Genomic DNA, 12,315 nt, shown 5'->3' with positions numbered 1-12,315 from the left:
ATTTAAAGCACGCAGTTCTTACATACAACAATCAAATTTTATTGAGTTATTGCTCTATAAAAGGGGCTTTAAAACGCTGAAATAGTGGTTTTTCTTATTACTTTAGTCTTAGTTAAGCGGTTTAAGCTCAGATTTGTCTTGACGGCTTCAGGATTAATTGTTGTATGTTGTATGTAACATATTAGGTGAGTCGAGGCGGCGTACACGCTCAAGCGCCGGTTCCGCTACGGAGGAAAGATGACCAGGACAATCAACCTGATTTTTAGAGTGGTTGACGTCGCACTCGTGGCACTGCTGTTTGGCATGACGGTCATGGTGTTTGTAAACGTTGTCTTACGTTACGGTTTCGGCTCGGGTATCGACGTATCCGATGAGCTTTCGCGATTTTTTTTCGTGTGGCTGATTTTTCTTGGCGCCATCGCAGCCATGCATCGCAACATGCATATCGGCTTCGATCTGGTGCTTTTGCTGGCCCCGAGGCCGCTCAGGCGTGCCATACTCGTCGTTGCCAACGGTCTGGTCGTTGTCGTTTGTGGGCTGCTCATCACCGGCGCACTCCAGCAGTTCGATATAAACGCGACGAATATCGCGCCGGTGACGCGCCTGCCGATGATTTGGGTCTTCGGCGCAGTTATCCCCATGGCGGGAGCGATCGGTTTGATCGCCGCGCTGCGTATGTTGGGCTATCTGACCGGGCGGCTGACCTCTCTACCGCGTGGCGGTGAGGTGGCGCCATGATTTTGGGTATCTTTGTCAGCACTTTGATCGCCACTCTGGCGCTCGGTGTCCCCGTGGCTTTTGCGCTGCTGATCTGTGCGGCCATGATGGGCTGGGCGCTCGATCTGCTCGATCCACAGATCATTTCGCAACAGCTAGTGCTTGGCGCCAACAACTTTTCCCTATTGGCTATCCCGTTTTTCCTACTGGCTGGGGAGCTGATGAACGCCGGCGGAATGTCTAAGCGGATCATCGCTTTCGCGATAGCTTTCGTGGGCCATCTGCGTGGTGGGTTGGGCATCGTGGCGATCTTTGCCGCTATCATTCTTGCATCGCTGTCGGGCTCTGCCGCCGCCGATACTGCGGCCCTGATCGCCATCATGCTGCCCATGATGCGCGCATCGGGCCATGACGAGGCGCGCTCTGTCGGGCTCTTGTCGTCAGGGGGTGTCATCGCGCCGATCATCCCGCCTTCTATCGCCTACATTATTTTTGCGGTGGCGACTAATCTCTCGATTACCCAGCTGTTTCTGGCGGGCATCGTTCCGGGTGTTCTGATGGGGCTCGCGGCGATGGCGGCATGGCTGATCGTTGCACGTCGCGACAATGTCGAACCGCTGCCGCGTCAGGGGTGGATGACGCGCTTGCACGAAACTCGGCGGGCGATCTGGTCGCTAGGTATGCCGGTCATCATTCTGGGCGGCATTAGGTTCGGTATTGTCACGCCCACCGAGGCGGCCGTCGTCGCCGTGGTCTACGCCGTATTCGTCGGCATGGTGATTCACCGAGAGCTGAAGATCAGTCATCTGTTCGAGGTCTTTCGCAACGCAGCGCTCACCACGGCGGTCGTCATGCTGTTGGCCGCAGCGGCGTTGGCCACCGCCTGGTTCATCACCATCGCCGATTTGTCGGGAATAGTGCTCGAGCTGGTCGGCCCGCTGGTGGAGTCGCCGCGTCTGCTGCTAATCGTGATCATGCTGATCGTGCTGCTGGTAGGCACCATGCTGGATATGGGGCCGACCATTCTCATCCTCGCACCGGTATTGCTGCCCGTGGTCGTCGAGGCTGGCATCGATCCGATCTACTTCGGGGTGATCTTCGTCGTCAATACCGCGATCGGTCTTGTTACCCCGCCTGTCGGCATTGTATTGAGCGTCGCCTCCGGGGTGTCAGGTGTCGCGCTGCATCGGGTGGCGCGAGGGGCGGCGCCTTTTTTGATCGCCCAGGTACTGGTGCTGGTACTGCTGGTCGCGTTCCCGCAAATCGTTCTCTGGCCACTGGAGTGGTTGGCTCGATAATGTCGAAGCGATCCAGCAGTGGTACGTAACTTGCGTCTTCAAACAATAAATAAGGAATGACTCATCATGAAAAAAATGACCTTCCTCGCCGCGACGGCTCTGACTGGTCTGACAACGCTGGTACCGGCCATGGCCCAGGAGTTCGGCAATCACACCTTTCGAGTGTCGAACGGCGCCGCTCAAGACCATCCGGTGGCCACAGGGGTTGATGCCATGTCTAGCTGTCTTCAGGAGGGCTCGGGTGGCGCGATGAAGCTGCGCGCCTTCTACTCTGGCCAACTGGGTGACGACGCTCAGGCAACGCAGTCGGTGCGCTCGGGCTCCATCGATATGGTCGTTGCCGGGGCCGACGCGCTGGCGGGCATCGAGCCTGCGATGGGCGTTTTCAGCCTACCGTTCCTGTTTTCCGATTTCGATGAGGTCGATCAGGTGATGACCGGCCCCTACGCTAACGATCTGGCCGAGAAGATGGCCGGACATCAATTGGTAATGCTGTCGATCTGGGAAAACGGTTTTCGCCATGCCACCAACTCGGTGCGCCCCATCCAGAGCGTGGCGGATTTCGAGGGACTGAGCATTCGCGTGATTCAGAACCCGATCTATCTCGCTACCTTCCGCGCGCTCGATGCAAACCCGGTGCCTATGTCGTTCGGCGAAGTGTTCACGGCACTCGAAACCGGCGCCGTCGATGGCATGGAAAACCCACTGCCGCTGATTCAGTCCCAGCGTTTCTACGAGGTTCAGGACTATGTCACGCTGACGCAGCACGCCTATTCCCCGTTGCCGGTCTTGATGTCCGAACGCAAGTGGAACGGTCTTAACGAAGATGAGCAGAATCTAGTGCGCGAGTGTGCGGTTGCGGCGCGCGACCCCCAGGTCACGCGTGCCCGCGAAGCCGTTGACGAGGCTCGCGCCGCGCTGGAATCTGAAGGCATGGAGTTTACCGAACTCAGCGAAGAGGCAATGGCCGAGCTTCGCGAGACGGTGGCGCCGGTTTACGAGATCAGCCGTGACGCGCTCGGCGGTGACAACATCGACCGAATGATGGAACAGCTCGACAGCATCCGTTCAGGTAACTAATAAAGAGAGAATTATGTCTCGACCCACTGTACTGATTACCGGCGCGGCGGCGGGCATCGGCCGGGCCATCGCGAACCGGCTGGTTCAACGAGGCGCGCGTGTCCTGCTCTGGGACGTCTCGGCGCCGGCACTGGAGCAGACACGCGACGAGCTCGGCGATTTAGCCCGGGCAGAGGTCGTCGATATCGCCGATGAAAATGCCATTGCCTCGGCGGATATGACCACGTGGCGCCCGACACACCTAGTCAACAACGCCGGCATTCTGGGGCAAAAGCGCAGTTGGCTCGACCTGGAGGCCGCTGAAATCGAGCGTTTGTTACGCATTAACGTGACAGGCCCAATGCTGGTCACCAAGGCCTTTCTGAACGCACGCGCCCTCGATACGCCCGGTGCGATCGTCAATATGGCGTCTATCGCGGGTGAAAACGGAGGCGCGCCGGGCTTTGCCGCTTATGGTGCCTCGAAGGGCGCATTGTTGGCGCTAACCCGTGCGATGGCGCGCGATCTGGCCCCGGATCTTCGGGTCAATGCCTTGGCGCCCGGCATCATTCAAACCGCCATGCAGACCGGCGCGCCAGGCGGGGCGGCGAACGCCGAGGCTATCCCGCTCGGTCGGGCAGGCAGCGCCGAGGAAGTGGCCGGCGCCGCTGAATGGCTGCTGCTCGATGCGCCTTATACCTCTGGCGAAGTGCTACGCGTCGCCGGTGGGCGGCGCTGACGCCCACGTACTACTTCCATCACTCAAAGGTGCCCAATGACCGACACACGGCCAACTACCCAGGCTTCTCTTCTCAGATCCCTTATTGCCAAGGGCGATATCGTCGCCGCACCCGGTGCCCCCGACTCGCTGTCGGCGCGCTTGGTCGAGCGAGCAGGCTTCCCCGCTATCTATATGACGGGCTTTGGTGCCACTGCCAGTCGTTTGGGGATGCCCGATATTGGGCTTTTATCCCAGACTGAGATGACCGAGCACGCCCGTAATATGGTGCGAGCTGTCAATATCCCCATTATCGCCGATGCCGATACCGGCTATGGCGGGCCAAACAACATTTATCGCACCGTGCAGGAATACCTGCAGGCTGGAGTCGCTGCGATCCATTTGGAGGATCAAGAGGCACCTAAACGCTGTGGCCAGCGAGCGGGTGTACGCTTGATCGATGCCGATGCCAATGTACGACGTTTAAAAGGCGCCATCGCCGCACGTGGTAGCCAAGATATGCTGGTCATTGGTCGCACTGATGCGATGCCTGCCGCAGGGCCCGAGGAAGCGATTCGCCGAGCGAAAATGTATCAGGATGCTGGCGTCGACCTGGTATTTGTCGATGGCATTAAAACCATCGCCGAAATTGAGGCCGTCGCTAAATCTGTCGAAGGGCCTAAGGTCGTGTCGATCGTGGATGGCAACGAAACGGTCAAGCTGAACCAGGAAGTACTGCAGGAGATGGGGTTCTCGGTCGTTTTCTATGCCGTCACCCTGCTGTTTACCGCGAGCAAGGCCATGGAAAACGCACTGGTACGCCTGCGCGAGGACGGTACCCCAGCAAATGTCGGTGATCAGCATAATTATAACCAGTTCACCGAGATCGTGAACCAGGACTTCTTCAACGCCTTTGATGACCAGTATGGAGCGCGTTCATGAACCCCAAGATTGTCGTTACCGATTTTGAATTTCCCGATCTAGCACCCGAACGAGCGGTCATTGAAGCGGCTGGTTTTCAGTTAATCGAAGCTCAGTGCAAGACAGAAGCCGAGGCCATCGCTGCCTGCGCCGATGCGGATGCCATTATTAATCAGTATTGCCAGCTGACAGCTGGGGTGATCGACAAGTTAGAACGTTGTCAGGTTATCTCGCGTTATGGTATTGGGCTGAACACTATTGATGTACCGCGTGCCACCGAATCTGGCATCTATGTTGCCAATGTGCCAGACGGCTCATTGGAAGAAGTATCGGATCATGCCATTGCACTCATGATGGCGCTGAAACGAGGCATTGCTACCTATGATCGCGCGCTAAGAGCAGGCACATGGGACTACACTGTTGCCAAACCACTATCGCGGTTACGTGGGCAAACATTGGGATTTCTTAGCTTCGGCCAAATTGCCCAGCGTATGGCACACAAAATGGCGAATTTTGGGCTGCGTATTATTGCGCATGACCCATACGCCGATGTAGCTGTCGCGAAGTCCGCAGGTGTTGAGCTGGTGACTTACGACAAGTTAATCGCCGAATCCGATATCTTGTCAGTACATGTTCCGTTGACCGATGAAACCCGGCACATGATTTCAGATGCACAGTTTGCGGCGATGAAGCCCACTGCCCTAATACTGAATACCGCTCGCGGCCCAGTGGTTGACGAGGATGCGCTGGTGCGGGCACTGAAAGACGGGCAAATTGCAGGCGCAGGGCTCGATGTGTTTGAAGCCGAACCGATTGGCGCTGATCACCCGCTATTATCGCTTCCCAATGTCATTACTAGCCCGCATTGCGCTTGGTATTCAGAAGGCAGCGAGTTCGAGATCCGCTCAAAGACTGCGCAGAATATCGTCGACGTATTACAGGGACGTGAACCGACTTATCTCGCTAATCCGGCTGTCCGCGATATTCTTCGCACTAAAGCCTGAGGGTGGATCGAGCCGACGCAGAGGCATCATGATCCGTTTCGGATAAGCGTTCGACGGCAACGAGCTGAGTGCGGTGAACATGCGTTTTCAGCACTCTCTCAAATCTGGCCATGTCCTGTTGTTTTAGCGCCTCAATGATGTCGCCATGTTCAGTAAAGCTGGCCTCACGGCGTTCTTCCTTGGCTGCTGTCAGTACGGTGCGGATTGTCGCTAGCCGTGCTTCAACCAGCATATAGGCGTCCTGTACCAATGTGTTTGAACAGTGTTGGAAGAACGCTTTGTGGAAGGCGGTATCCAGTGCGGCATAGCGCCTGGTGTCTCCGCTTTTATGGGTGCTGGCCATTTCATCGAACAGCCCTTGAAGAGCTTGAATCAATGTCTCACCCCCGCCTCGCATGGCGAGGGTGCAGGCTTCACGCTCTAGCATTTCACGGTATTCGCACAGTTGACCTATGTCGACGATCGTAGGATTGAAGACAAAACTACCTCGCTTGGGGCGAATTTCAACCAAGCCTGTAAATTGCAGTGCGTTTAGCGCATCGCGTACCGGTGAGCGGCTGACACCAAACGTTTCGGCTAGCGACTCTTCTGAGATTTTCTCACCCAAGGTGAACTCGCCAGACACAATAGCATCACGAATCCGCTCCATAACAAGTGTTGCCAGGGACTGGGGGCGCTGGATCTTAAGAGGTTTGGAAGCCATAGGTGTTCCGCACAGTGGGTGGTGACTGCATCTAGTATGTAAAGTACCACACACCGTAAATCTAAATATAGTTGTGTCGTTTTGTTTCAACTTGGAAGAATTTTATATGGACACCAAGGATAACGCGTTCAATACAGAGTTAAAGGGTACGGTTGCCATCATTACGGGAGCAGGTGGTGACATTGGCGAGGCCCTTGCTCAAGAGTTAGAACGCTGTGGTGCGACTAACTGCTCGATATAGTGCGTACGCAGCGGTATCACATGCGGATCGATCTGTTCAGAGGTGATGCAATCGGCGGTGAAAAAGCGAAACGCATCTACGCCCTGAAACACAAACAGATCAACACCCGACAGTGTTTTGGCGCCCGCCTGGTGGGCGGCGTTTAACAGCTCGGTGTGGGCGGGGATGTAAACCGCATCGAAGACCCAATGCTGGGCACCCAGCCCAGCGGTATCGATGGGGCAGCCGGGGTGGTTGATATGGCCAATCGGCGAGCAGTTGACCACGCCTTGCCACTGGGGCAGTTCCTGCTGCGCCTGCTCTGACGTGATACACGCCGCCTTAATGCCCATGGCGTTAAGATCACGGCTGAGGCTCTCTGCCCGGGAAGCATCGTGTTCGAGAATATGGATGTGGCTAACGGCAAGCTCCCCCAGCGCACACGCCACCGCACGCCCAACGCCACCGGCGCCAATGAGTAGTACCTCACCCGCGGGCTGGCTGCCGAAAGAGTGGCGGTAGGCGCTGATAAAGCCGGTGTAATCGGTGTTCTCAGCGCGCAACCCATCCGCGTCAAACAGCAGCGTGTTGGCAGTGCCTACCCGCCGAACGCCCTCGCCGCGGATATCGGCCAGCTGTGCCGCTTTCTCCTTAAACGGGAACGTAACGTTGGTGCCCCGGTAGCCCTCGGCACGCAGCTTTTGTATTGCATTGGGGAAGTCAAAATCTGCCACCCCCCGGCTATCGACTAAATCATAGCGTACCGGCTCGCCCAGTGAGGCACCCAGGCGCTCATGCAAATCGGGAGATTGCGATTTAGCAATACCTTCGCCTACCAGTCCGAGTTTGATCATGCTTGGCTCTCTCCCGAGTCGTGGTTTGGCGTTGCCTGAGCAATACCATCAATTTCCGCTTCCAGGCGTTGCTGTGCAGTGACGCGCACAAAGGCATTCGGCGCGCCGAGCCCTTGATAACCTTCACGCTGCACCAGCTCAAAGAAGAACGCCTGGTGGCCGGGCTGGGTATACAGCTGATGGAAGTCACCGTCGCTATCCTGATCAAAAAGGATGTGGTGTTCTTGCATCCATTGCAGGGTTTGCGCTGGTAGGTCGAAGCGCGCGGCCAGGTCGCGGTAGTAATTACCGGGAATCGGCAGTAGCGGCGTGCCCGCCTGCCGCAGCGCTGCGCTGGTGTCGCGCATGGCGCTGGTGCGCAGGGCAACATGGTGAATTCCCGAGCCGCCGTACTGGCGCACAAAACGGTTGCTGGCGGTATCCGGCGAGGCACTGGCGTTAAGCGCCAGGCGGAAGCGACCGTTGTAGTTCTGTAGCACTTGGCTCTGGATCAGCCCGCGGGGGTCGGTGACATCGAAGGAGGGCGTTGGCTCCAACTGGAAAATAGCGCGGTACTGCAGCATCAGCGAGAGGTAGTCGTGGTAGGAGAGGGCCACGCTGATATGGTCGATATCTACCAGCGCCACCTGAGGAACCGGCTGTACATCGACAGGGAACTCGCGATCCCAGGTGCGGCTTAGCTGTGAGTCGTCAATAATATAGGAGAGGCTGCCATCCACATTGCGCAGGGCGCTCATGCGGTGGCTGGCGCCCACTTCTTCAGGCTCGACAATATCGTAGCCAAGTTTGTCGGCACGTTTAAACGCCTCATAGGCATTTGCCACGCGCAGGCCAATCGCCGTTACTGCGGTGGCATCGCGTCCTGGCGTGCGGCCGGTAAAGCTTGATTCGGCATTGAGTACCAGATTGACGTCACCTGCCGCCCAGCGCTCGGCGTTAAGCGTGTGGTGGCGCCCCACGCAGGCCATGCCCAACGCACTGAGCAGCTCGCGCAACGACGTTAAATCCGCAGGCTCAACGGCGATTTCCAGAAAGGCGACCGACTCGATCGGCTGCGGCGCGGGAATGCCACTGTCGCCCTGCATGCTGCGCAGCAAGTGATAGGAACGCAGCCCGTCCCGGGCCGTCTGGTCGCTGTGCCCCATGCGAAAGACATCGTTAAAGATCTCGTGAGAGAGCGGGCCGTCGTAACGGGTCTCATCCAACATGGCCATGAAGCTATCCATCTGCAGCTCGCCCTGGCCAGGGAAACAGCGGTAGTGGCGGCTCCACGACAGGTGATCCATGGAGAGACGCGGCGCATCGGCGGTCTGTACCAGAAAGATGCGATCCCCCGGAATGCGGCCAATGGTGCCCAGCTCGGTCTGGCGGGAGAAGATATGGAAAGTGTCCAGCACCAGGCCGACATTGGGGTGGGCAGCACGGCGTACCACTTCCCAGCTGTCGCGGTAGTCGTGAATATGGCGGCCCCAGGCCAGCGCCTCATAGGCCACGCGCAGATTGCGCCGCGCGGCACGCTCGCCGAGCTCATAGTAGTCATCGGCGGCACGGCTCAATCCCGGTAGCGAATCAGGGTGGACGGTACTGCACGCCATAAGCAGATCCGTGCCCAGCTCCTCCATCAGATCAAACTTGTGCTCGGCGCGGTCAAAGGCCCGCTCACGTGCGCGGCCCTGGAGACCTTCAAAATCGCGAAACGGCTGGAGCGTCACCAGCTTGAGGCCGCGGGAGCGAATCAACTCACCCGCTTCCCGCGGCGTGCCGGTGAACGCGGTTAGGTCATTTTCAAACAGCTCAAGCCCCTCAAAGCCTGCCTGAGCAATGGCGTCTACCTTCTCTTCCAGTGAGCCGCTTAGGCAAACCGTGGCAATGGATGAGTACATGGCATCACGCTCCTTACATTGAGTAACATCAGTAGCCCGCCAGGCGCGGCAGGAAAGTGACCAGCGCTGGTACGAAGGTAATCAGCAGCAGAATCAAAAACTGCACGCCCAGCATTGGCAGAATGCGGCGGATAATCGGCCCCATTCCCACGCCAGAGACGGAGTCGGCGACAAACAGGCAGAGCCCCATGGGCGGTGTGATCAGCCCCATCATCAGGTTGAAGATCACCACGATGCCGAAATGCAGTGGGTCGATACCCAGCGCCATGGCGATGGGGTGGAGGATAGGCACGAGCACCAAGATGGCCGCTATACCCTCTAAAAACAGTCCCACCACCAGCAGGAGCAGAATCACGGCAATCAGGAAAGTCCACTGGGTATCGATACTCATCAACGCCCACTCGGTGAGCATGTTGGGCACGCGTTCGAAGGTTAATACCCAGTTGGCTGCGGCAACGGCGCCCATGATGACCATAATCACCGCGCTGTCGCGCATGGCCCGGGCGAAGATGCCAGGCAGGTTCACCAGTTTGATATTGCGGTAGAGCACCACGCCCAGAATCAGCGCGTAGACCACGGCAAAGGCCGCCGCCTCGGTGGGCGTGACGATACCGGCAAGAATGGCCCCGACCACAAACACCGGCATGAGCGCGGGCAGCAGGCCGTGGAGAAGGGCGTGGCGGCGCGACTGCTGTTTTGACTGGGTGGCGCCAAGGTCACCGGCAAAAAAGTAGACGTAGACGGAGAGCCCCAGTGCCAGCAAAAAGCCCGGCACGATACCGGCTAAAAACAGCCCCGGTACCGACACACCCGACACCGTCAGTGCATAGATAATCACCGGAATACTGGGTGGAATAATCGGGCCAATCACCGAAGAGGCAGCGGTGAGCGCAGCGGCAAAATCCCGGGGGTAACCCTCTTTTTCCATTGACGGAATAAATACCCGCCCCAGCGCGGAGGTGTCGGCAATCGCTGAACCGGAAAGCCCGGCAAAAATCACCGAGGCCCAGATGTTAACGTGCGCCAGCCCCGCCTTTAGGCGGCCGACTATGGCGGTGGCCAGGTTAATAATTCGGTGGGTAATACCCGCTTCGTTCATCAGCTCGCCGGCTAGAATGAATAGCGGGATAGCCAGTAGCGGGAAGGACTCCATGCCGCCGAAAAACTGCTGGGAGACGATACGGATGTGGTAGGGCAAATCGCCGCTACTCATTAACACCGTCAGTGAGCCTAGAATGGCAAAGGCAAACGGCACCCCGAGCAGTACAAGGGCTAAAAGCAGTACGAATATCATGAGGAGACCTCCTCACTGGCGTGCTCGCTCAAACGCAGCGCACCCATCACCAGTGCAGAGAGACAGAGCAGCCCGCCACCGATGAGCATAGAGGCTTGAAACAGCCACATCGGCATGCCGGTGCTTGATGAGGTGCGGCCACCCCGTGCGGAGATAAACTCAACGGCTGATACCATCAAGCCAATGCCCACCACGAGCACCACCAAGTCAACAACCACGGCCTGCCAGCGCACCCAGCGTGGCGGCAGCAGGCGTCGAATAAGGTCAAAGCCGATGTGTTTGTCCTGTAGGTACGCCCAGGACATGCCAAACATCAGGCCGTAAATCATCAGGTAGATGGCGGTATCTTCCCCCCAGGTAATGGAGCCGCCATAGGTGTAGCGCGCAAAGGCATTGCCTGCGACCAGCAGAAAAATCAGCACCATGGCAAGCCCTGCCAAGCTGCCATTGAACAGGATCAGGCCGCGATGTATCCGGGCAAGAAGATGAGACATAGGAGCACCTTCAATCGATAGTCAGGCATGCAGGGTCGCGAGTGGGCCACCGAAGGCCCACTCGCAAAAGCGCTTTGATCAGGCGGGGTTTAGAAGCGTGCGGAAGCCTCTTCCACAGCGGAAGAGAGACGCTCAATCCACTCCGCGTCATCGCCAAGCTCTTCGGTCAGGTACGCCTGAACCGGCGGTTGGGCGGCTGCGCGGAAGGCCTCCATCTGCTCAGCGGTGGGCTGGGTGATCTCCATACCCTCTGCTTCAAGTTTGGTGATCCCCTCTGCCGAGTTGAACTGCTGAATGGCACGGCCGGTGGTGCCCGCGACTACAGCGGCGCGCTTCACCGCCGCTTGCTCCTCTTCGCTAAGCGACTGGAATATCTCATCGTTGATCAGCAGGTGGTCAACGCCGTAAACGTGGCGATCCAGGGTCAAATAATCCTGAAACTCATAGAAGTTATTGCCGTAGATCACCGAGATGGGGTTCTCCTGGCCATCGACTACGCCGGTGGCAAGGGCTGTGGGTACTTCACCCCAGGCGATGCCCTGAGGCTCTCCACCTAAAGCACTGACCATTTCCAGGTAGAGCGGAATAGTCTGCACGCGGAACTTAAGCCCCTGCATATCTTCAGGCGAGTTGATCGGGCGCACGGAGTTGGTGAAGTGGCGGAAGCCGGTTTCGCCATAAGCCAGTGTGCGGAGGCCAGTCTGTTGCAAGCAATGCTCGGCAAGTGCAGTACCGAACTCGCCGTCCATCACTTGCCACGCCACTGGTGCTGACGGGAAGGTGTAAGGGATATCCGTCACGGCGACCGCCGGGCAGAAATTAGCGTAGGCGCCGGAGACCATCGCAATGCTGATGGTGCCATCCTGGGCGCCTTCAATCAGCTCGGTTTCACCACCTAGCGCTCCAGCGGGATAGACCTCTACGGTGAGGTCAGTTTCGGCTTCCACCAGGTTTTTAAACACCTGACCAGCTGCGCCTTTTTTCGAAGTAGTCCAGTCATCTGGGTCAACGTGGGCGAAGCGTAACGTCTGGGCGGAAGCATTTGCTGCGGCAATGAGAGTAGCGGCAGCGACGGCTGCCGTCAGCGTGCGCTTCATGGATATTTGTTTTACTGAAAACACTGGAGACATTGTTGTTGTCCTCTTATCGG

Annotated in this window: 12 protein-coding genes; 6 read left to right on the top strand and 6 right to left on the bottom strand. The window is 57.8% G+C overall.

The genetic code is table 11. From position 1 onward, the window contains the following. Nucleotides 1-237 precede the first annotated feature (237 nt). The 6 genes from SR894_RS21885 to SR894_RS21860 all read left to right on the top strand — a co-directional run bounded on the left by SR894_RS21885 (nt 238) and on the right by SR894_RS21860 (nt 5,717). Nucleotides 238-738, top strand: a complete 501-nt coding sequence (locus tag SR894_RS21885; protein ID WP_223288329.1) for a TRAP transporter small permease — start codon at nt 238-240, stop codon at nt 736-738. Beyond that, complete coding sequence (locus SR894_RS21880) at nt 735-2,015, top strand: TRAP transporter large permease (protein ID WP_088699282.1); 1,281 nt, start codon at nt 735-737, stop codon at nt 2,013-2,015. The genes SR894_RS21885 and SR894_RS21880 overlap by 4 nt, the downstream gene beginning before the upstream one ends. Before the next feature lie 66 nt (nt 2,016-2,081). Continuing rightward, the gene (locus SR894_RS21875) at nt 2,082-3,095 is read left to right on the top strand and encodes a DctP family TRAP transporter solute-binding subunit (protein ID WP_223288330.1); all 1,014 of its coding nucleotides are present in this window, start codon (nt 2,082-2,084) and stop codon (nt 3,093-3,095) included. Between the two features lie 13 nt (nt 3,096-3,108). Continuing rightward, nucleotides 3,109-3,813 carry an SDR family NAD(P)-dependent oxidoreductase gene (locus SR894_RS21870; RefSeq protein ID WP_223288331.1) on the top strand — a complete coding sequence of 235 codons (705 nt, stop codon included), beginning with the start codon at nt 3,109-3,111 and terminating at the stop codon, nt 3,811-3,813. 36 nt (nt 3,814-3,849) lie between these two features. Continuing rightward, a complete protein-coding gene (locus tag SR894_RS21865; protein ID WP_223288332.1) occupies nt 3,850-4,734 on the top strand; it encodes an isocitrate lyase/PEP mutase family protein in 885 nt (294 codons plus the stop codon). Next, nucleotides 4,731-5,717, top strand: a complete 987-nt coding sequence (locus SR894_RS21860; RefSeq protein WP_223288333.1) for a C-terminal binding protein — start codon at nt 4,731-4,733, stop codon at nt 5,715-5,717. Before SR894_RS21865 ends, SR894_RS21860 begins: the two co-directional genes overlap by 4 nt. Here the strand turns inward: SR894_RS21860 and SR894_RS21855 are convergent. The 6 genes from SR894_RS21855 to SR894_RS21830 all read right to left on the bottom strand — a co-directional run bounded on the left by SR894_RS21855 (nt 5,707) and on the right by SR894_RS21830 (nt 12,295). Then, nucleotides 5,707-6,420, bottom strand: coding sequence for a GntR family transcriptional regulator (locus tag SR894_RS21855; protein WP_223288334.1), 714 nt, complete (start codon nt 6,418-6,420; stop codon nt 5,707-5,709). The genes SR894_RS21860 and SR894_RS21855 overlap by 11 nt on opposite strands. Before the next feature lie 198 nt (nt 6,421-6,618). After that, a complete protein-coding gene (locus SR894_RS21850; RefSeq protein WP_223288335.1) occupies nt 6,619-7,494 on the bottom strand; it encodes a shikimate dehydrogenase family protein in 876 nt (291 codons plus the stop codon). Continuing rightward, on the bottom strand, nt 7,491-9,377 hold the full coding sequence (locus tag SR894_RS21845; protein ID WP_223288336.1) for a bifunctional sugar phosphate isomerase/epimerase/4-hydroxyphenylpyruvate dioxygenase family protein: 1,887 nt from the start codon (nt 9,375-9,377) through the stop codon (nt 7,491-7,493). The genes SR894_RS21850 and SR894_RS21845 overlap by 4 nt, the downstream gene beginning before the upstream one ends. Before the next feature lie 28 nt (nt 9,378-9,405). Beyond that, nucleotides 9,406-10,671 (bottom strand): TRAP transporter large permease, encoded by a 1,266-nt coding sequence (locus tag SR894_RS21840; protein ID WP_223288337.1) that lies wholly within the window; start codon nt 10,669-10,671, stop codon nt 9,406-9,408. Next, complete coding sequence (locus SR894_RS21835) at nt 10,668-11,165, bottom strand: TRAP transporter small permease (protein ID WP_223288338.1); 498 nt, start codon at nt 11,163-11,165, stop codon at nt 10,668-10,670. Before SR894_RS21835 ends, SR894_RS21840 begins: the two co-directional genes overlap by 4 nt. Nucleotides 11,166-11,254: 89 nt before the next feature. Continuing rightward, nucleotides 11,255-12,295 carry a DctP family TRAP transporter solute-binding subunit gene (locus SR894_RS21830; RefSeq protein WP_205737507.1) on the bottom strand — a complete coding sequence of 347 codons (1,041 nt, stop codon included), beginning with the start codon at nt 12,293-12,295 and terminating at the stop codon, nt 11,255-11,257. Between the last annotated feature and the right edge of the window lie 20 nt (nt 12,296-12,315).

Source organism: Vreelandella neptunia (assembly GCF_034479615.1).
GTDB classification, from domain to species: Bacteria; Pseudomonadota; Gammaproteobacteria; order Pseudomonadales; family Halomonadaceae; genus Vreelandella; species Vreelandella neptunia.
The sequence above is the reverse complement of the archived record's forward strand: the minus strand, read 5'-3'. Positions and strand labels throughout refer to the sequence as shown.